The organism is Bradyrhizobium sp. CCBAU 11361 (assembly GCF_028128935.1).
GTDB lineage: Bacteria > Pseudomonadota > Alphaproteobacteria > Rhizobiales > Xanthobacteraceae > Bradyrhizobium > Bradyrhizobium niftali.
The window spans coordinates 62,118-81,885 of the sequence record NZ_LBJZ01000193.1 but is presented as its reverse complement, the minus strand read 5'-3'; the positions used below and the strand labels follow the sequence as shown (position 1 = coordinate 81,885).

Here is a 19,768-nt window from a genome sequence, read left to right as displayed (position 1 = left end):
CGTTCTCGAAAACAACGCCTCACTGAAACGTCGTTGCCTGGCGCAGGCACAATACGGACGGCCATTTCATTGACTGCGCGTCGCGCGCTCATAGACTTGATCGTCCCGCTGCATCGTTCGCTCACGCGCCGTGAGCAAACCAACAAGACAGATCACATGAGCATCAACTTCTCTTCTCTCGATCATTCGATCACGCGCCGACTTGCGACCTCGCTGCTGGCCGCCGCCATCACTTTGTCGACGGCAGCTGCATCACTCGCGGCCGACGCCGTCGTGCTGCGCGTCGGCGACCAGAAGGGCGGCAATCGCTCGCTGCTCGAAATCTCCGGCTACGCGAAGGACCTGCCCTACAAGATCGAATGGTCGGAATTCCCGGCGGCGGCGCCGATCCTGGAAGCACTCAACGCCGGCGCGCTCGACGTCGGCTACACCGGCGATCTCTCCTTCCTGTCGGTCTATGCGGCGGGTGCGCCGATCAAGGCGATCGGCGGCACGCGTTCGGATGCGAAGACGCAGGCGATCCTCGTGCGGCAGGATTCGCCGATCAAGTCGGCGGCCGACCTCAGGGGCAAGCGCCTCGCCGGCACGCGCGGCGGCTGGGGCCAGTTCCTGATCGACGCGACGCTGGAGAAGGCGCAGATCAAGCTGGAGGACGCGACCTTCGCGCCGCTCGGCCCCGTGGATGCCAAGATCGCGCTGGTCGCCGGCTCGATCGACGCCTGGGCGGTGTGGGAGCCCTACGTCTCCTTCGCGACGCTGAAGGACAAGGCCCGCGTGATCGCCGACGGCGAAGGCCTGACGCCGACCATCACCTTCATCGTCGCCTCCAACAATGCCATCGCCACCAAGCGCGCGGCCGTGCACGACCTCGTGCAGCGGTTGAACAAGGCACGGCTGTGGTCGCTGGATCATGTTGCCGAATACGCCAGGAGCACGGCCGAGCTGACCAGGCTGCCGGAGGACGTACTGCTGTCGGCCTACACCGCGCAGCGCACCAGCCCGATCGTGATCGACGAGAACGTGGTGAAGGAGATCCAGGCAGCTTCGGACCGCTCGACGCGCTACGGCATCCTGCCGAAGAAGCTCGACGTCAACCAAGCCGTCGACCGCAGCTTCACCGCCGCGGCCGCGGGATCGAACTAGGCGGAGACGGCGGGATGCACAGGCTTCGCCTCAAGGCCGGCCCGCTGCATCTCGCCGCGATCGTGCTCGCGCATTTCGCCTGCATGAGCCTGATCGTGTGGCTCTCGCTCTAACCGTCACCAATAGGCGCGGTAGTACGGGCGGTAGTAACCGTAATAGGGCCGATAGTACCGACGATAGCCGTAATAGCGGGGATAGGCTGGCCCATAGCCGTAATAGGCCGGCGCATAACCATAGCCATATCCCGGATAACCATAGCCACCGTAATACGGGCCGCCGCCATAATAGCCATAGCCGTAAGGCGCGCTGCTGGCGATGGCGCCGCCGATGATCGCACCGGCCGCGAGGCCGCCGAGACCCCATCCCCAGCCGCCGCCACGCCAGTGCACCTGCGTGACGTCGTCGCCGGCCGCGGCCTTCATGGCCGCGACGTTGGTCGGCAGCGGGGCTGCCGCCACCTGCCCGATTTGGCTCGCGATGACCACGCCCGCCAGCGAACAGGCGATTGCCGTTGTCCAGATCCTCATCGTCTTGCTCCTTGTCTGACGTTTCATTTGGAAAAGGAACACTCACCATGATCGGGCATCCCGGCGCCAAGTCAAAGCCTCGATTTTGCGTGCGGCGCACAAGAGAGCCCGTGCATGCCTCAAATATGATCAGCGGGTCGCCGGGGAGGCGGCACGCGGCGCGACGACGCCGACGGCCGATCGCCACGGCAAAGCATTAAGCTTCCCGCGCATTCGCAACCAACAACCTCCTTCCCGATTTACTATTCGTACCGTTACTATCGGTTCCAATGGTGCGCGGCCGAGAGGCATCTCGCGAGGGCTCCGGCTTGCGCCAGAGAAGAGTGGGAGGATGACATGAGTGCCGTCGGAAATGAGCCGCTCGCCCGTCAGGCGCTGGCGTTCGTCCTGGCTGGCGGACGCGGCAGCCGGCTTCTGGAGCTGACCGACCGGCGCGCCAAGCCCGCGGTCTATTTCGGCGGCAAGTCCCGCATCATCGATTTCGCGCTGTCGAACGCGGTGAACTCGGGCATCCGCCGCATCGCGGTCGCCACCCAGTACAAGGCGCACAGCCTGATCCGGCATCTTCAGATGGGCTGGAACTTCTTCCGCCCCGAGCGCAACGAGAGTTTTGACATCCTGCCCGCGAGCCAGCGTGTCTCCGAGAACATGTGGTATGTCGGCACGGCGGACGCGATCTACCAGAACATCGACATCATCGAGTCGCACAACGCCCGTTTCATCGTCGTGCTCGCCGGCGACCACATCTACAAGATGGACTACGAGGTAATGCTGCGCCAGCACGTCGACAGCGGCGCCGATGTCACCGTCGGCTGCCTCGAAATGCCGCGCGCGGAATCCTCCGGCTTCGGCATCATGCATATCGACGAGAACGGCTGGATCCAGGAGTTCCTGGAAAAGCCGAAAGATCCGCCGCCGATGCCCGGCAAGCCGGACGTCTCGCTCGCCAGCATGGGGATCTACGTGTTCGATGCGAAATTCCTGTTCGATCAGCTCAAACGCGACGCCGAGGATCCGAAGTCCAACCACGATTTCGGCAAGGACATCATTCCCTACATCGTCAAGAACGGCCGCGCGATCGCGCACCAGTTTTCCAGCTCCTGCGTCCGTTCCGGCAGCGATCCCCGCTCCTATTGGCGCGACGTCGGCACGGTCGACGCCTATTGGGCGGCCAATATCGACCTCACCGACGTGGTGCCCGAGCTCGACCTGTTCGACCGGGCCTGGCCGATCTGGTCCTACTCGGAGATCACGCCGCCCGCCAAGTTCGTCCACGACGAGGAGAGCCGGCGCGGCCAGGCCGTCAGCTCGCTGGTCTCGGGCGGCTGCATCATCTCCGGCGCCTCGCTGCGCCGTTCGCTGCTGTTCACCGGCGTGCGCATCAACTCCTACGCCAATGTCGAGAACGCCGTGATCATGCCCTATGTGAATGTCGGGCGCGGCGCGCGGCTGAAGAATGTCGTGATCGACCGCGGCGTCGAGATCCCCGAGGGGCTCGTCATCGGCGAGGATCCCGAACTCGATGCAAAGCGCTTCCGCACCACCGAGCAGGGCATTTCCCTCATCACCCAGCCGATGATCGACAGGCTCAATACATGACGCCTGTTCGCGTCCTCGCGGTCGCCTCTGAAGTCTATCCCATCGTCAAGACCGGCGGCCTCGCGGATGTCGCCGGTGCGCTGCCGATTGCGCTGAAGGCGCATGCCGTCGAAATGCGCACCCTGATGCCGGGCTATCCCGACGTGATGCGGCTGGTTTCCGGCGCAGAGGAAATCCAGCGCTGGCCGGACTATTTCGGCGGGCCGGGCCGGCTGCTCGCCGGCACGCATGACGGGCTCGACCTGTTCGTGCTCGACGTGCCGCATCTCTATGCGCGGCCGGGCAACCCTTATGTTACGGCCGAAGGCGTCGACTGGCCGGACAATGGCGTGCGCTTTGCGGCGCTGTCGCGCGTGGCGGCCGACATCGGCCACGGCCTCGTGCCGGCCTTCGTGCCCGACATCGTGCACGCCCATGACTGGCAGGCCGGGCTCGCGCCGGCCTATCTGCACTACGACAATCGGCCGCGGCCCGGCACCGTGATGACGATCCACAACATGGCCTATCAGGGCAAGTTCGCTCCCGAGCTGATCGGTGCGATCGGCCTGCCGTGGAGCTCCTTCGACGTCAACGGCCTCGAGTATTTCGGCGGCATCAGCTTCCTGAAGGCCGGCCTGCAATTCGCCGATCGCATCACGACGGTGTCGCCGACCTACGCGCGGGAGATCCAGAGCGACGAGGGCGGCATGGGGCTCGGCGGCCTCTTGCGCGCACGCGCGGGCGCATTGAGCGGGATCCTCAACGGCATCGACATCGCGGTGTGGAATCCGCAGGCCGATTCGCACATCGCCTATCGCTTCAGTGCGGAAGATCTCGCATTCCGGGCTGCGAACAAGGCGGTGCTTCAGCAACAATTCAATCTCGATTCCTCGGACGAAGCCCCCCTGCTCGGCGTCATCAGCCGGCTGTCCTGGCAGAAGGGGCTCGATCTCCTGCTCGAGGCCATTCCGACCATTTTGGGCGAAGGCATGCAGCTCGCACTGCTCGGCAGCGGCGACCGCGATCTTCAGGACCGCTATCAGGCAGCGGCACGCGCCAATCCCGGCCGGATCGGGGTCGTGATCGGCTACGACGAGATCCTCGCTCATCTGATCCAGGCGGGCTCGGACGCGCTCATCGTGCCGTCGCGGTTCGAGCCGTGCGGCCTGACCCAGCTCTGCGCGCTACGCTATGGCGCCGTGCCGATCGTCTCCCGCGTCGGCGGTCTCGAGGATACCATCGTCGACATCGGCGAGGCCGATGCGTCCGGCCGCGATGCCACCGGCTTCAAGTTCGGCCCGGTGACGGCGGATGCCCTCGCCGGCACGCTGCGCAAGGCCAACGCGGTCTTCCACGACAAGCTGACCTGGCGGCGCCTGCAGCGAAACGGCCTTGCGACCGACGTCTCCTGGCGCAACCGCGCCGGCGACTATGCCGCGCTGTACCGGAGCCTGATCGAATCACGCCGCGCCTAGCGCATACCGGCGGAGGGCGCGCCGAATCCATGTTATAGGATCGGCATGGACCCGTTCTTGATCAAGCTGATCGGCTTTGCCGCAGCCTCCTGCACCACCGTCGCCTACGCGCCGCAGTTCATCAAGGTCTGGAAGACCCGCGCGGCGCGCGACATCTCACTCGGCATGTTTCTGGTCATGGTGCTGGGCCTGGCGCTCTGGCTCGTCTACGGCCTGCTCAGCGGCGACGGCCCGCTGATCGCCTCGAACGCCGTCACCATGCTGCTCGCCGGCGGCATTCTGGTGATGAAGCTGAGATACGGGTGAGCTTGCTCGCTCCGCGGATCGTTCTTCAGTCGGAAAAGCGAAGCCGCTTGTATTGCAACTTCACCGCACGGTAGCATTCGCAGGTGGCCTTGTTGAGCTCGGCGGCGTTGACGATCTCGATGTGACCGCGGCTGAATCGAATGACGTTCGCTTCCTGGAGAGCATGGGCGACGAACGAGACGCTGTTCCGGCGAACCCCGATCATCTCGGCCATCAATTCCTGCGTGAGCTTGAAGCGGTCGCTGCCGGATAGATCCCGAACACGCAAGAGCCATCGCGCCAATCTCGCCTCGACGGTGTGGGATGCATTGCAGCCCACGGATTGCTGGGCCTGAACGAACAGGGCCTGACTGTGACGCGTCAGGCCATCCCGGAACTCGACACTCTGCTGCGCGAGAGCGCGAAGGCGGGCAGCTTCGACCTGCAGAGCCACACCCGGCACCAATACGACCGCGTGAACCAGTGCGACGGGCTCTCCCAATACGCCAAAAGTACCCAAAATGCCGTCGGGGCCGACCAACGCCACTTCGATCCGTTCTCCCGCTTCAAGTTCGACAACGAGAGACACGACGGCTGTCAGCGGAAAATGAGCCCACGCAACGGTTTGGCCAAGCTCGATCACCGAAGCCCCCTCCAGAAGCTCGACGGCCTTGAGATGCGGGCGAATGGCCGCGAAGTCGGCTGGCCTCAGCGACTTGAGAAAAGCGTTCCGGAATGGATCCGCCGATACCATCTAATTCTTCGGAAAAATCATAGAGCAATAGACACAACCATAGCGCGAAAATGAATCGAGCGAAACGGACAGAAATGGCCCGCATAAGCACTTTGGCGTGTGCATGAGCCGTTTTCTGCCGTCGGCGCGATGCCCCTACTCAACTATCCCGAGGGACAATCTGGAACTTTCCGCCGATTTCACTTGCAGACGCGCGATTCAAGGCTGGCCGCCGAACATGTACGACGCCATCGCGACGTTTACGACTTCGTCGACGAAGACGCGGTGGCCGACGTCGCTGCCGGCGGCGCCGGCCGCAACCATCAGCGGCAGCAGGTGGTCCTCGCGCGGATGCGCCAGGCGCGCGCTCGGCGCGTTCTCCCAATCGACCAGCATCGCGTTGCGGCGCGCCGCATCCGGCGCGCTGATCGCCTCGTTCAGATAGGCCTCGAAATCGTAGGAGACCGGCTTGGACTCCGGCCGGTTGAAGCCGCGCATGTTGTGATAGGTGAGCCCGCTGCCGACGATCAGAATGCCTTCGTCCCGGAGCGAGGCGATCGCCTGCCCGACCTTGATGTGCTCGGCCGCATCGTAGGTCGATTTCAGCGACAAGAGCACGATCGGCATGTCGGCGTTCGGATACATCAGGCCGAGCGGCACGAAGGTGCCGTGATCAAAACCCTGATTGGCATCTTCGCGGCAATCGAGGCCGGCGCCCGCGAGCAGCGCCTTCACCCTAGCTGCAAGCTCGGGCTTGCCCGGCGCTGGATATTTGAGGTGATAGGTATGCTCGGGGAAACCGTAATAGTCGTACACCATCGGCGGATGCGCCGAGGTCGACACGGTGAAGGCGTCGGCCTCCCAATGTCCGGTGATGACGAGCACGGCCTTTGGTCTTTCGGGGAGAAGCTGCGGCAGCCGCCCGAACTCCTCGGCGGTCCGGGCATATTGCACCCGTCGGTCCTCCATGAACGGCCAGGGGCCGCCGCCATGGGACAGGAACAGGGTCGGAAATCGCGTCATGGGCGAAAGCTCGTCTCGTTGACAACATGCGCGTGCGAACTGGCCGCACGATCGGCGGCGAGCATAGGCAAACCCCTATGGTTAGCAAGCCGTTAACGATTTGCCTTTCAAAATCCCCGCCATGGCCGAAGGAGTCGGCCAGAAGACGAGGACGTGTGATGAGGAAGTTTGCGCTGGGGGACGTCGTCAACAGTGACAAGGGCCGCCGCGGCGTCGTTCGCGCCGCCTTCAAGTCGCGGGAAGGCCAGCAGTTCTATGCCGTCGAGAAGGACGGCGCGATGGATTATCTGGAAGAAGACCGGCTGAGCCCGGCGCCGCGCGTCGAGCTCGCGGCCTAAGTCCAGCTCATTTTCTGCTCTCACTTGCGAGCCGGTCGAGACGTTCCGCGAAGGGATCGTCTCCGCTCGCGATGCGATCATTCGTGATCAGCAGCAGGCGATCGCCGCCTGCCGCCGCGTCCCAGCGTGGCAGGTCGGGACCGTTGGGATCGCCGCTCCTGGCGAAGTTGATCCAGTAGCTGCGCATGCGGCTTGCGAGCTCGCGATCGCGCCGCGAGAAGATGCCGGCACCGGGCACGCCTTCCACGCCGAAGATGAACTGCAATTCCCGCCCGTGACCGCCCTCCGGATTGGTCCGCCGGGCCTCCGGCACGTAGGCGAAACGATAGCGGAAGGTCAGCGCGCCGCTTGCGGCGTGCAAACGAGCCAGCAGTCTCACCGGCTCGGAGAAGACCTTGTCGGTATAAAACCTTGCCGCAAGGTCCGAAGCCCTGGCGAGGTCGGGATAGAGCTTGGGCAGGTCATCGCTGGTGATGCCAGACGATGCAAGCGCCTCCGCGATGTCAGCTTCGCTGTCGAAATCCGTCTCGTCATTGTTGGAGCCGACGATCAGGGGAATCCGCCCTTCATGCCCGGCCGCAAAACCTGCGGCGATATCTTCCGTCACGAGGCGTCCATCGATCGTTGGCGCAAAGCCGTGCGGGAATTTCGCGAGCAGCTTCGTTTCGGCGGCAAGCAGCCGTATGGCCTGGATCGTACGCGCGTTGATCTCCTTGCCATCAGCGCCGAGCGTCGCGACGAATTGCCGGCCCCAGGCCTCCGCCTCCTGCCGCGAGCGCAGGCGCGCCCGGCCGGGCACCGATTGCAGGATGGCTTTCTGAAACAGATCACGCACCTCGTTGCATAGCATCAACAGCGCGATCGACGTCGCGCCCGCGCCACTACCGAACAGGGTGACGTTCCCGGGATCGCCGCCGAACGCCGCGATGTTGTCGTGGACCCAATGCAGCGCCGCGATCTGGTCCATCAGTCCGTAGTTTCCGGAGCCGCCTTCCGACAGCGCCGGATGCGCGAGCCAGCCGAGCGCGCCGAGGCGGAAATTCACGGTCACCACGATCACGCCCGCCTGCGCGAGTTTCGCGCCGTCGAACATCGGATCGTTCGCAGTGCCGCCGACGAAGGCACCGTCATGAATGAACACCATCACCGGCAGCGGGCCATCGACCCCGAAGGGACGGAACACGTTGAGCGTGAGGCAATCTTCGCTCGCCTTCGGCAGCGACGGCTGGAGGCAGGGCGCGCCGTACTCATAAGCGGTGCGCATCTCGGAGCTCTCGGCCGTTGCCTCCGGCGGGCGCCAGCGCAGCGGGCCGACCGGCGGCGCTGCATAAGCGAGCCCCTTGAAGAAGGCCACCTCGCCTTCGACGCCGCCGAGCATCTGGCCCTCGCGCGTCAGCGCGAATGGAAACTGTCCGACCTGCTGGGCCATGGCCGAACCGGCGAGGCAAAGGACTACGGAAACCACTGTGAGCGCAAGCAGGGACCGCATCTTTGGGGGATCTCAATGCGCGGAGAAGCTCCCCGGAAGGTTACGTCTACGACTGACGGAGAAGCAAGCTCCGGCCTTGCTTCTCCCCGCAAGAGCGGGGCGAGGGAGCGCGCCGCGGCCAGAGCCCAACTTCATCGCAACAGCGGCTAGCCGCCCTTGCCGATGAGCTCCGCCAGCGCGCGCCGCGCGACGATGCCGAGCTCACCAAGAGTGGAGTGTCCCGCTTGCGCCGCCTCGATCAGGCGCTCGGCGATGAATCTGCGGCTGTCGTGATCGCCGCCGTGCGGCAATTGGCGGCACGTCTCCTCCAGGACGACGTCCATGTTCGCTTTCGTCCGCTCACTCAACTCTGTCATGTCGCCCGGTCGGTTCGCGTGGCTTGTAACCGCAAGCATACACAGGCGGATCGTGCCTGATTAGACCGGTAAATCACGGCGATTGTGCATCGCGGTGCGTGCATTGAGGTAACCTTCGCGCTGCCACGATGACGCCGCAAACAGCTACCGAAGATTGCACTTGTTCTGATGACAAGCCCGGCCTGTGGCGATAGCGTGCCGGCAAAACAAAAACACGGGAGGAATGAATGCCTGACGCAATGGTTGCTGCGCGTGCCTCTGACGCGGCGCGTGGAACACCCCGGCAGGTCGACGTTGCCGTGGTCGGCGCCGGATTTGCCGGCCTTTATCTTCTCCATCGCCTGCGCAAGGCCGGCTTCACGACCGTCGCCCTCGAAGAGGCCGGCGATGTCGGCGGCACCTGGTACTGGAACCGCTATCCCGGCGCGCGCTGCGATATCCAGACCATCGACTACAGCTACACTTTCGATCCGGAACTCGAAACGGCCTGGACCTGGTCGGAGAAATACGCGACCCAGCCTGAGATCCTGCGCTATCTCGGCTTCGTCGCCGACCGCTATGACCTGCGCCGCGACATCCGCTTCGGGACCAAGGTCACGGAAGCCAAATGGGACGAGGCGACCGAGCGCTGGCAGCTCACCACCGACAATGGCGCGCCGGTCTCCTGTCGCCATTACATCATGGCGACCGGCTGCCTCTCCGCGCCAAAGCCGCCGGAGATCGACGGCGTCAAGGATTTCAAAGGCGAGGTCTATTTCACCGGCCGCTGGCCGCATGACGGCGTCAATCTCGCGGGAAAGCGCGTCGCCGTGATCGGCACGGGCTCGTCGGGCATCCAGGCGATCCCGTTGATCGCCGAACAGGCCGCGCATCTGACCGTGTTCCAGCGCACGCCGAATTTCGCGCTGCCGGCGCACAACGGCCCCGCGCCCTCCGACCGCATGAGTCTGCTGCAAGGCGACCGCGCCGCCTATCGCGAGCAGGCGCGCCAGTCGATGGCCGGCGTGCCCTATCCGCAGCAGACGGCCGTGAGCTGGCAACTCAGCGACGCCGAGCGCCGTGCGCGGTTCGAGGAGGCGTGGGGCAAGGGCGATCTCGTCTATATCCTGACGCAACTCTGGGCCGACCAGGCGGTCGATGTCGACGGCAACAAGCTGATCTGCGATCTCATTCGCGAGAAGATCGGCGCCGTCGTGAAGGATCCCGAGACGGCGGCGGCACTGATGCCACACGACCATCCGTTCGGTGCGAAACGCCCCTGCCTCGACACCAACTATTACGCGACCTACAACCGGCCGAACGTCACGCTGGTCAATCTGCGCCAGGAGCCGATCAAGGCGATCACCGCAAGCAGCATCACCACGGCCAGGCGCAGCGTCGACGTCGACGTCATCGTGTTCGCGACCGGCTTCGACGCCATGACCGGCGCGATCCGCGCGGTGCATCCGATCACCGGGCGAGGCGGCAAGTCGCTGTCGGATGTCTGGGCACAGGGGCCACAGACCTATCTCGGGCTCACGGTCGAGGGCTTCCCGAACTTCTTCATGATCACCGGTCCCGGCAGCCCCTCGGTGCTGTCGAACATGGCGGTGTCGATCGAGCAGCATGTCGACTGGGTCGTCGACCGCCTTGCCGCGCTGCGCGATGCCGGCTTCACCACGATCGAGCCGACCGAGGCGGCGCAGGCCGGCTGGGGCCGGCACATGGCCGACTGCTCGACGCTGACGCTGCACCGGCTCGCCAACACCTGGTACACGGGCGCGAACGTGCCCGGCAAGGTGCAGGGCCTGATGCCCTATACCGGCGGTGTCGGCCCCTATCGCAGCATCTGCGACGAGGTCGTCAGCCGCGGCATGCTCGGCTTCAGGCTCACCGGCCCCCACGTCGCCGCGCAGTGCAATGACGGCGAGGCGGTGCGGCTGCAACCCGATGTGCGGCTGGTGCTGAACCTGCTGGCAACGCTGAACCTGCCGCCGATCGAATCGATGGGCGCGCTCGGCGCCCGCGCCTTCGTCAACGAGTTCAACAAGGGCCGCCCGGCGGGACGACCGATCGGCGATGTCGTGGACGGCACGCTGCCGGGCACCGACGGCCCGCTTCCCTATCGTGTCTACAAGCCCGCAGCGCCCGGGCCGCATCCGGTCGTGGTCTATTTCCACGGCGGCGGCTGGGTGCTCGGCGACGAGCAGTCGGACGATCCGTTCTGCCGCGACATGGTGCGCCGGACCGGGATGATGTTCGTCAGCGTCGGCTACCGCCACGCGCCGGAGCATCGCTTCCCGACCGCGGCTGAGGACGGCTATGCGGCGACGCGCTGGATCGCCGAGCACGCCGCCGAGCTCGGCGGCAAGCCGGGCCCGGTGCTGGTCGCCGGCTGGAGCGCCGGCGGCAACATCGCCGCCGTCACCTGCCAGCTCGCGCGCGACCGCGGCGGGCCTGACATTGCCGGCCAGCTCCTGGTGTGCCCGGTCACCGACTGCGACTTCGATCGTCCCTCCTACAACGACAATGCGACCGGCTACTTCCTGACGCGCTCGCTGATGGACTGGTTCTGGGACCTCTACTGCTCGCCGGCCGACCGTATTGACCCGCGCGTCTCGCCGCTCCGCGGCAAGGTCGCGGGCCTGCCGCCCGCCTTCGTCGTCACCTGCGAGTTCGATCCGCTGCGCGACGAGGGCATCGCCTATGCCGAAGCGATGGCCGCTGCCGGCGTGCCGGTCGAGCAGCTCAAGGCGCGCGGCCATTTCCACTCGTCCTTCACGATGGTGGACGTGGTGATCACCGGCGCGCCAGGCCGGGTGCAGATGGCCGAGGCCCTGCGGCGCTTTGCCGGGCTTCCGACGCAGGTCAACCTCGGCGACGAGCAGAGCCACGGTCATACCCGCCCGGGGCACAGGATCGCAGCGGCCGCCAGTTGACAACAATAAGGCAGCCGGGAACCTTTCCCCGACTGCCGCGTTGTGTGCTCGTAGCATTGAGATGCAGCGTTTGGATGTAGGCCCCGGCGCGCAGATTTGCGTGCTGGGGTTCTTTTTTGCGTGAGGCCGGGCGATGGGGGACGTGGTTACGGATTCAAAGGTCGATTTCAGCGCCCGCGCCGCGCTGTGTAAATGGCCGTCACTTGCCAACCAGCGCCGGCCGGACCGCGAGTCCTACCAGGTGAGCGAGGGCACGCTCGACGAATGCATCTCGGCGTTCATGGAGAAGCCGGCAGCGACCAGGCATCTCTATGAGATCCGCACGGCGGCGCAGCCGCCGCTGGTCACGGATATCCTCTCGCCCGAGCACATCATCGAGCTCTCGCGCTTGAGAGAATTTCTCTGATTGCGTACAGACGGCAAAGCTGCACGTCCACGACAAGCTTCATCCACACCCATAGGAACCTTCTTCCGGTTTTTCCCGTTAACGGGGATCGGAAGCCAAGGCGTGAGTGTCCAAGATGCTTAGAGCTGACGTGCCATCTCCGGTCGTGCCCTATGGCGCAGACCAGACCCTGTTCGTGGTGATCGACCGCCGCGACGAGGCCACTGAAATCCGCATCGAGCGGAACGATCTCGAAGTCACGATCAATGAGCTCGTCGCCGGCTGCTTCAACGATCCGATCAAGGTGATCTCGTTCAACACGCTCGAGCACTGGGTGAAGGATATCTCGCCCGAGATCGCCGCCGAAATCCGGGCGCGCTGTGACATCGACCGCATCACGCTTCCCGACTATCTCAGCGATTTCGTCGAGAGCCACACCTGACCGCGCATCGTTCTCGTCGACGCGCTGCAAATCGCAGGCAACAAGCGCCGCTCTCGCAGCGTTCGTGGTGGATTAAGCGCGCCGATACTTGCCGGCGATGACGTCGATCTCGCGGCGGCGTTCGTCGGCGAAGGCCAGGAGCTTTTCGATCGTCAGCGTATCCGTGATCCGTTTGGCGAGCCGCTCGGCACGCGCGGCCTGATCTTCGAGATACTGGATCGTATTCAAGCGTCCGCCTCCCCAAAAGCCCTGAATTGTTGGGCATCCATGGTGCGTGAGAAGCGGCTAACAGGCGGTTAAGCGGCCGCGCCTTGCAGCGACGAATCGTCCTTACCGCACGACGTCGAGCCTGACATTGGCGAGGCCCTTGTCCACCATGCCGAGCGCCTCGGCCGCGGACGGCGAGATGTCGACCACGCGCCCGCGAACGTAGGGTCCGCGATCGTTGACCCTGACGGTCACGAAGCGGCCGGAGGAGACATCGGTGACGCGCAGCTTCGTGCCGAACGGCAGGCTGGGATGGGCTGCGGTCAGCTCGTTCTTGTCGAACCTCTCGCCGCTCGCAGTCTCCGTATCCGAATAGAAACTGGCAATGCCATGTGAGCCTGTCCGCGCGCTGCTCACCGCATCACCGGACGGACGTGCCCGGTTGGTCGGCCGTGGATGCAGCGCCGCCACTCTGTGCGGCCGCTCGGCCGCGGCCTGCCGGCTGGTGCCAGCGAGATCGGCCTTCTGGCGGCCGACCGGAGATTGCGCGCAGGCCGCGAGCGAGGCCGCGGCAATGATGGCGAGCAGCAGCCGGCACGAGGTTGCGGGGGAAATCCGGGCACTTTCGGCACGTGCAAAGCGAGACATGATACGCCCCTCCGAACGGCCTCAAGTTTCGGTGGGCAATGAGGGCAGAACCTTGTCGGAACAAAAGCGGGCCTGAGGCCGGGGTTTTTTCGCACCCGGCTGTGACGATTCCACCACACTGGCGTGTCCTGAATCGGGACAAATCAGCGAATATCAGCCTGATACGATGCGCCAGACCATCGGGCGCGCCTCCGGTTGAGCATCGCTCGCCTCGGCGCCCCCGTTCAGCAGCCGCGCCAGCTCAAGCCGATAGAGCCTTCGCCAGCCGGTTTTCAGGCTGGCGAGAAAGTCGAGCTCCCGTTGTGTCAGTGTGCCCATGACCCCGATCCGGTTTCGAAAGGCGCCGTCAGCCGACGAGGCCTGGCATCGGTTTGACGTCGGCGCTGCCGGGGAAGACCGTCTCGGCGAGCACCTTCTCCTCCACGCGCAGGTGATCCCTGAGCAGACCCTTCAGCACGGCGCGCACGTCGGTGGTCGGCTTGAGATCGCGGTCCTCGAACAGCTGCGCCGGCTTCAGGCCCGGCCAGTCCGCGATCACGCGGCCACCGGTGAGCCCGCCACCGATGAGGAAGGCGACCGTGCCCGTACCGTGGTCGGTGCCCTGCGTGCCGTTGATGCGTGCGGTGCGGCCGAACTCGGTGACGACCACGACCACCGTCTCGCGCCAAGCTTCGCCCATGTTGGTCTCGATCGCGGCGAAGGCGCCGTCGAGCGCACCGAGCAGATTGTAGAGCTGGCCCGAGGCCGCGCCTTCGGCGATGTGCGTGTCCCATCCGACGAAGCCCATGGCGCCGACGCGCGGGCCGTCGGGCTTTGCAAGATAGCGCGCGGCGGTGCCGGCCGCTTCGGCGAAATAGGCGCGCACGCGTGCGATGCCGGGAGGCGCCAGCGTCGGATCGTCCGACATCGGATCGCCGGTCCCCACCGCTCCGTCGAGCGAGGCGAGCTTCATGCGCGCCTGAAGCACGCTCGCAAGCTTCGGGTCGGTGTGCTGGTAGAGATCGAGCAGGCGATTCTGCGTGTCCTGGCTTGCCGGCAAGAGTTTCTGCGGCACCCATGTCATGACCGGCGCGGAGCCGCGCACCACCAGCGGCGTCACCGAACCGATGCCGAGCGCGCGACTGCCGCGCGGATCGACGCGCCCGCCGGATTCCAGTGCGACCAGCGCGCGGTTGAGCCATCCCGACGCGGTCGCGCCGGGTCTGGTGAACCCGCTCTCGAGCACGTCCTGGCCGTCAAAATGCGAACGCTCGCGATAGGGCGTGGCGGCGGCGTGGACGATCGAGGCCTTGCCGCTCTTGTAGAGCCTGTGCAGGTTCGGCATCGCCGGATTGAGCGCGAAGAAGGCATCGAGCGGCAGCGCCGGCGGCTTGCCATCCAGCACCAGCGCGCGATCCCCGCGCAAGGAGATCCAGTCGGGATCGCCGACCGGCGCGACCGCACCGAGACCATCGAGCGCGCCGCGCAGGACGATGACGAGCAGGCGTGGATCGCGCCCTTCGGCGCGCGCGATCCGCGGCATCTGACTCCAGGCGAACAGGGTACCGGAGCCGATCAGAAGCTCGCGCCGCGTGGGCAAATGATTGTCCGAGCCCATGGTCACCTCCTCTGGAAATCCGCCGACATGAACAGCAGCGCGAGCGCCTGCTGCCGGCTCTCGGCGCGGCCGACCGCCTGCTTCACCTCGGGCGCGATCTCGGATCCGAAGACGTCTTCGATGATGCCTTGCGGGTCGGCCGTGCCGGTGACGCGTTCGGCAAAATAATTGGCGACGTCGAGCCGTCGGCCGACCCCGTCGATCCAGCTCGCCTCGTCGTCCGGATAGCCCTTCGGCGCCGGCGGGCGCCACAGCGCTTCGCCGAGAAGTTCCTGGCCGCCGGTGTAGCGGACAGGATCGACGCTCGTGATGCCGGTTGCGCGGACCATGCCGACCACCCATTCGCCGGGACGCTTCAGTTTTAACGGCGGCCCGCGCCAGGCCTCGTCCGACGACACCATGGCGATCGCGACCTGCTTGAGGTCGCCCTCGGTGTCGCGAAAGGCCTTCGCCATCTGCGCGACCAGCGCCGGCGGCGGCTCGTCGGCGACGAAATGGCGCGCAAGCTTCGTTGCGACATGGGTCGCCGTCGCCGCATGCGCGGCGAGATCGCGCAGCACGGCGCGGCCCTGCTCTGCGTCCTCCTGCTCATAGCGCTTGCCGAGCACCGTCTGTCCGCCGGGTTCGTGCAGCCGCGGATTGAAGGTGAACTCGCCGCCGTGCTCGGGATTGTCGCCGGGCGGAACGAGCGTCCATCCCGTCATGACATTGGCAAAGCTGATCACGTCGTCCTGGGTGTAGCCGGTGCGCACACCTAGCGTGTGCAGTTCCATGATCTCGCGGGCGATGTTCTCGTTGAGGCCGCGGCTGCGGTTGATGCCGGCGGTCGAGTTCGCGCCCATCGAGGCGAGATTGTCGAGATAGAACAGCATCGCCGGATGGCCCTCGACGGCCAGCAGGAGATCGACGAAGCGGCCGAGTGTGTTGGCGCGAACGGCTTCGCGTTCATAGGCGCCGGACATGCTCTGGATCTTGTTGGCCGAAACGCAGAAATGGTTGGACCAGAACCACACCAGCCGCTCGGCGAAGCCGATGTCGGCTGCGAGCGCAGCCTCGGTGCGCAGCATGGCTTCCTGCAAATAGATCGGACGCCCGGGATCGGGAATGGCCTCGGCCGCTAGTTTGGCCGCCATCTCGGCGGCATCCTTGTCGGCACTCTGTCCCTGTGCCTGTCCTTGCGTCTGATCTTCGGACATGACGGGCGCCGCAGCCATCTGCTGCTTCTTGGCCTGCTGCTGCGCCTGTTTGGCGCGGGCCGTGCGCCGCGCATTGGCGTCGGCCACGGTGCGGTACGCCTTTGCGCTGCTGGGAAGCGCGGCCGCGGCGGTCAGCAGCAGCGGCCTGTCGAGTTCGGCGATCAGCGCGCCGCGCGGATCGGTGCCGACGGCGGCGATCGATCCCGGTCGCGGCCCCATCCCGAAGCGATGAAGCGCGAGCACAGAATCGGACTTTGCGGAATTGCTCATGGCGAACGCCCAATTCTCTCGCGCCTGCCGGCGGCGCCTTGCTAAGCTACGATCCGTAATGCTACGTAACGTAACATTGGCGATCCGAGCCGACAAGCGGAGATTGAGGCACTGCCATCAAGAACACGGGAGCCGCCGGTCTGACGGACGGGCGGCTCCAACAATCCTAGAAGCTGGGCCCGAGCGCGATCTTGGTGATCGTGCCGTTCCTGACGCCGATGCGCCACTCCGCCGAGCCGTTCGCGAACTGGGCGATGTAGATGTCGCTGTCGAGCGCGGTGACGCCGCGGAACGAGATCGCGCGCAAGGCACCGAGGCGCGCCAGGATCGCCTGGTCGAACGGAAGCTGCTGGCGCGCGATGTTGGCGACCTCGGACGTCATATGGTCGTAGTCCGGCTGTCCCTTGCCGATGCCCTCGAGATATTGCCGCAGCATCGCCTCGCCATTGGCGATCGGAACGGCGCGACGCGCGGCGCGCCCCGGCCGGGCCCCGACGTTCGCTGCCTCGACATTGTGGAAGCGCGTCTGCCGCCCCGGCACCAGGATCTCCAAGCATTTTCCCGACTTGTCGGCAATGACCCACGGATTGTTCACGGTGGTCAGCGCGACCCAGGTCATGTCTGACCTGACGACGCTCTGCGCCTTGCGCTCGCCGTTCGCATCGAGATTGAAGACCTGAATGTCGTCGCCCATCTCGTTGTAGACCATGATCCGGATCGGCGAGGTGCCGGCGCGGCCGCGCACATTCGCTTCCTCCGCGCAAGGCACGATGCCACCGAGCTCGTCATTGCCGTCGGCGCGGAAGATGACGTCGCCGGCCTTGCCGTCGGGCTCGAGCAGCAGGCGGAATTCCGCCGTGCCGTTCTCGAACTTGGCGCCATAGATGTCGTAGCCGCCGGGCCCGACGCCGCGGAAGAACAGCGACTCCACCGGGCCGAGAGCGACGAACGTCGCGTGTAATTCGTCGACCTGACGGTGGACCTTGGCAGCGAGCGGCGCGCTCATCCGACCGTAATTCGGCGTGCCATGGCGCAGATCCTCGATCCCGCGCAGGATCATCTCCTTGCCGCCGGCGACGGGAACTTGCTCGCGGAAGCGATCCGGCGCTTCCGCGATACGGCGCGCGAAGTCGGCCTCGATCGCCTGCGCCTCAGCCGCGTCGATCCGCGGCGCGAGACGGGCGCCGAATACCGCGTTCTGGACCAGCACGCGCGAGACCTTGGCCTGGTCGTCACGCAGGAAGACCAGGAGATTGTCGCCATGGATCGAGAAGACGTCGGCACCTTCGGCGAGGAGCGCCGCCCGGCCCTGCACGGTTTCCTGCACCTGGAGCCGATCCCCGTCGCGGCGCACGGTGAGCACGCGGTTCGGCGCGACCCTGTACCAGCCGACATATTGGTCGAGCGATACGGAATCGGTGGCCGCCGTCGGCACTTCGGCGACGCGAAGTGCGCGAATGTCGCGGCCGTTCATGCGCAGCATCAGCTCCGCGGAGCGGCGCTCCGCGTCGAGCGGAAACGTGATCTCGCCGGACGAGGCGGTGTAGGACGCGGTGCCGTCATTGCCCACCGTCAGGCGCAATTTGCGCTGCCCGGTGAGCTGGCCATAGAGTTCGTCGCCCTCGCGAAAGATGGCGAACACCGAGGCCGGGCCCATGGCGTAGAAATTGACGAAGGGGCGGTAGTGCTGGGCCGGCACGTCACCGAGAGCCGCGGCGACGGGCGCGGGATCCGGCGTGCGATAGGCGATCATGCCGGCGGACACGACCACGACCGGAACGATCGCGGCCGCGATCCACAGCCGCTTGCGCCAGCCGACCGCGACGGGCATCGCGGCCGCCGCGATGATGCGCTCGATGCGGGCGCGCACGGTGGAGGCCCGCGCCATCGCGAGCTCCATCGGCCGCGGCTTCACGCCGGTTGCGACATCGAGCAGGATTTCGGCATAGGACAGCCGGTCGTCGATCACCGCGATCGCCTGGGCATCGCTGATGATCTCGGCAAGCTCGGCAAGGCGCGCAAGCTGCCACCACGAGAACGGGCTGAACCAGAACACCGCGCGGTTGAGGGACGCGAGCAAGAGGACGTAGAAATCGCGGTTGGCGACATGCGCGCCTTCATGGGCGAGCACCGCGAGGCGCTTCTTCGCATCCCAGCCGGCAAATTGCGGCGGCACCAGAATGGTCGAGCCGAACGTCACGGGGCCGCCGACGCCGCGGCTGACGCGCACGTCGGCGCCGATCAGCTGCACACCCTTCACCGGCTTCGCCGCGCGCGCCAGGCGCCAGGTCAGGCCGAGGCCGATCGCGAGACGCAGCAGCAACAGGCTGGCGACGCCGGCATAGACCACCGTGGCCACCAGCCACCAGTCGATCGACGCGACGCTTTTCACCGGCCGCGCAATGGCCGCACCGGGCGCAATCGGCAACGCCGGCTGCGGCGTCTCCAGCATCGAAATGTCGGCCGGCCACAATTCGTCCGGCACCGGCACGGACAAGGGCAGCCGGTCGATGGTGAGCGTCGGCCAATGCATCACGAATGGCATCGCGAGCGAGGCCAGCAGCACGACGACCCACGCCGTCATGTGAACGTGCGGATTGCGCACGCGAAACAGGTTGAGACCGAACCAGACGACGCCTCCCAGCACGAAGGAGCGCAGCGCCGCCTCAGCCAGAGTTGCGATCATTCTTTCTTCACTCCCCTCGCCTTCTTCGCCTTGGCCACCTGGTCGGCCAGCGAGCGCAATTGCTGCTGGTCGAGCATCGCATTGTCCACCATGCCGACGAGGACCTCTTCCATCGAGCCGTTGCAGAACCAGTCGACGATGCGCTGCACCGCCTTGGCGGCAACCCGCGAGCGCTCTTCGGCCGCGTGGTAGACATAGGTGCGTCCGTCCACGGTGTGGTGAGCATAGCCCTTTTCTTCGAGCCGGCGCAGCACCGTGCGGACGGTGGATTCCTTCAGACGCCGCGACAGCCGCTCGCGCACGACCTCGGCCGTAACGGGACCATGGGCCCAAACCAATTGCATGACCTCGTGCTCGAGGTCGCCCAGTTCGGGCATACGATCGTCCATGGCATCTGACCTTGCGGATTGAGTTCTTCTTGCAATGCTACAGAGCGTCGCATATAGGGCCGCGCCGCGCAACGGCGATTCCA

General features: G+C 65.7%; 20 protein-coding genes. 8 read left to right on the top strand and 12 right to left on the bottom strand.

From position 1 onward, the window contains the following. The first annotated feature begins 156 nt into the window (after positions 1 to 156). A complete protein-coding gene (locus XI08_RS33420) occupies positions 157 to 1,143 on the top strand; it encodes an ABC transporter substrate-binding protein (protein ID WP_271577659.1) in 987 nt (328 codons plus the stop codon). 116 nt (positions 1,144 to 1,259) lie between these two features. Here XI08_RS33420 and XI08_RS33415 read toward each other — a convergent pair whose 3' ends face one another. Continuing rightward, on the bottom strand, positions 1,260 to 1,670 hold the full coding sequence (locus XI08_RS33415) for a hypothetical protein (RefSeq protein ID WP_027547869.1): 411 nt from the start codon (positions 1,668 to 1,670) through the stop codon (positions 1,260 to 1,262). A gap of 336 nt (positions 1,671 to 2,006) precedes the next feature. Here XI08_RS33415 and glgC point away from each other — a divergent pair, with 336 nt between their 5' ends. Genes glgC through XI08_RS33400 form a run of 3 tightly spaced genes read left to right on the top strand, consistent with a single transcriptional unit; the run spans position 2,007 to position 5,029 of the window. Then, positions 2,007 to 3,269, top strand: a complete 1,263-nt coding sequence (gene glgC / locus XI08_RS33410) for a glucose-1-phosphate adenylyltransferase (protein WP_027547870.1) — start codon at positions 2,007 to 2,009, stop codon at positions 3,267 to 3,269. Next, positions 3,266 to 4,723: a glycogen synthase GlgA gene (glgA, locus tag XI08_RS33405; protein WP_271577658.1), complete on the top strand. Its 1,458-nt coding sequence runs from the start codon at positions 3,266 to 3,268 to the stop codon at positions 4,721 to 4,723. Before glgC ends, glgA begins: the two co-directional genes overlap by 4 nt. A 45-nt stretch (positions 4,724 to 4,768) precedes the next feature. Beyond that, the gene (locus XI08_RS33400) at positions 4,769 to 5,029 is read left to right on the top strand and encodes a SemiSWEET transporter (protein WP_271577657.1); all 261 of its coding nucleotides are present in this window, start codon (positions 4,769 to 4,771) and stop codon (positions 5,027 to 5,029) included. Between the two features lie 25 nt (positions 5,030 to 5,054). On the opposite strand, the gene XI08_RS33395 is transcribed toward XI08_RS33400, so the two are convergent. Both XI08_RS33395 and XI08_RS33390 read right to left on the bottom strand, forming a co-directional pair. Continuing rightward, positions 5,055 to 5,762 carry a Crp/Fnr family transcriptional regulator gene (locus tag XI08_RS33395; RefSeq protein ID WP_027547873.1) on the bottom strand — a complete coding sequence of 236 codons (708 nt, stop codon included), beginning with the start codon at positions 5,760 to 5,762 and terminating at the stop codon, positions 5,055 to 5,057. A 198-nt stretch (positions 5,763 to 5,960) separates the two neighbouring features. Further along, positions 5,961 to 6,764 (bottom strand): DODA-type extradiol aromatic ring-opening family dioxygenase, encoded by an 804-nt coding sequence (locus XI08_RS33390; RefSeq protein WP_271577656.1) that lies wholly within the window; start codon positions 6,762 to 6,764, stop codon positions 5,961 to 5,963. 158 nt (positions 6,765 to 6,922) lie between these two features. Here XI08_RS33390 and XI08_RS33385 point away from each other — a divergent pair, with 158 nt between their 5' ends. Next, on the top strand, positions 6,923 to 7,102 hold the full coding sequence (locus XI08_RS33385; RefSeq protein WP_027547875.1) for a hypothetical protein: 180 nt from the start codon (positions 6,923 to 6,925) through the stop codon (positions 7,100 to 7,102). Between the two features lie 7 nt (positions 7,103 to 7,109). On the opposite strand, the gene XI08_RS33380 is transcribed toward XI08_RS33385, so the two are convergent. Together XI08_RS33380 and XI08_RS33375 are read right to left on the bottom strand one after the other, a co-directional pair. Continuing rightward, entirely contained in the window at positions 7,110 to 8,591 is a 1,482-nt protein-coding gene (locus tag XI08_RS33380; RefSeq protein WP_271577655.1) for a carboxylesterase/lipase family protein, read from the bottom strand. Positions 8,592 to 8,737: 146 nt separating this feature from the next. Beyond that, complete coding sequence (locus tag XI08_RS33375; RefSeq protein WP_333928765.1) at positions 8,738 to 8,986, bottom strand: hypothetical protein; 249 nt, start codon at positions 8,984 to 8,986, stop codon at positions 8,738 to 8,740. Positions 8,987 to 9,174: 188 nt separating this feature from the next. Between XI08_RS33375 and XI08_RS33370 the strand changes: the two genes are divergently transcribed. The 3 genes from XI08_RS33370 to XI08_RS33360 all read left to right on the top strand — a co-directional run bounded on the left by XI08_RS33370 (position 9,175) and on the right by XI08_RS33360 (position 12,692). Further along, positions 9,175 to 11,865: a flavin-containing monooxygenase gene (locus tag XI08_RS33370; RefSeq protein WP_271577654.1), complete on the top strand. Its 2,691-nt coding sequence runs from the start codon at positions 9,175 to 9,177 to the stop codon at positions 11,863 to 11,865. 133 nt (positions 11,866 to 11,998) lie between these two features. Continuing rightward, positions 11,999 to 12,271 (top strand): hypothetical protein, encoded by a 273-nt coding sequence (locus tag XI08_RS33365; RefSeq protein WP_271577653.1) that lies wholly within the window; start codon positions 11,999 to 12,001, stop codon positions 12,269 to 12,271. 115 nt (positions 12,272 to 12,386) lie between these two features. Next, a complete protein-coding gene (locus XI08_RS33360) occupies positions 12,387 to 12,692 on the top strand; it encodes a hypothetical protein (RefSeq protein ID WP_027547880.1) in 306 nt (101 codons plus the stop codon). A 72-nt stretch (positions 12,693 to 12,764) separates the two neighbouring features. Here XI08_RS33360 and XI08_RS33355 read toward each other — a convergent pair whose 3' ends face one another. The 7 genes from XI08_RS33355 to XI08_RS33325 all read right to left on the bottom strand — a co-directional run bounded on the left by XI08_RS33355 (position 12,765) and on the right by XI08_RS33325 (position 19,685). Further along, positions 12,765 to 12,920, bottom strand: coding sequence for a hypothetical protein (locus XI08_RS33355; RefSeq protein WP_167771231.1), 156 nt, complete (start codon positions 12,918 to 12,920; stop codon positions 12,765 to 12,767). Positions 12,921 to 13,022: 102 nt separating this feature from the next. Next, positions 13,023 to 13,547 (bottom strand): septal ring lytic transglycosylase RlpA family protein, encoded by a 525-nt coding sequence (locus XI08_RS33350; protein WP_271577652.1) that lies wholly within the window; start codon positions 13,545 to 13,547, stop codon positions 13,023 to 13,025. A 153-nt stretch (positions 13,548 to 13,700) separates the two neighbouring features. Further along, positions 13,701 to 13,865, bottom strand: coding sequence for a hypothetical protein (locus XI08_RS33345; protein ID WP_271577651.1), 165 nt, complete (start codon positions 13,863 to 13,865; stop codon positions 13,701 to 13,703). Between the two features lie 28 nt (positions 13,866 to 13,893). After that, on the bottom strand, positions 13,894 to 15,144 hold the full coding sequence (locus tag XI08_RS33340; RefSeq protein ID WP_271577650.1) for a DUF1501 domain-containing protein: 1,251 nt from the start codon (positions 15,142 to 15,144) through the stop codon (positions 13,894 to 13,896). 2 nt (positions 15,145 to 15,146) lie between these two features. Further along, positions 15,147 to 16,610, bottom strand: coding sequence for a DUF1800 domain-containing protein (locus XI08_RS33335; protein ID WP_271577649.1), 1,464 nt, complete (start codon positions 16,608 to 16,610; stop codon positions 15,147 to 15,149). A 166-nt stretch (positions 16,611 to 16,776) separates the two neighbouring features. Then, the gene (locus XI08_RS33330) at positions 16,777 to 19,296 is read right to left on the bottom strand and encodes a M56 family metallopeptidase (RefSeq protein WP_271577648.1); all 2,520 of its coding nucleotides are present in this window, start codon (positions 19,294 to 19,296) and stop codon (positions 16,777 to 16,779) included. Beyond that, positions 19,293 to 19,685: a BlaI/MecI/CopY family transcriptional regulator gene (locus tag XI08_RS33325; RefSeq protein ID WP_271577647.1), complete on the bottom strand. Its 393-nt coding sequence runs from the start codon at positions 19,683 to 19,685 to the stop codon at positions 19,293 to 19,295. The genes XI08_RS33330 and XI08_RS33325 overlap by 4 nt, the downstream gene beginning before the upstream one ends. Positions 19,686 to 19,768 lie beyond the last annotated feature (83 nt).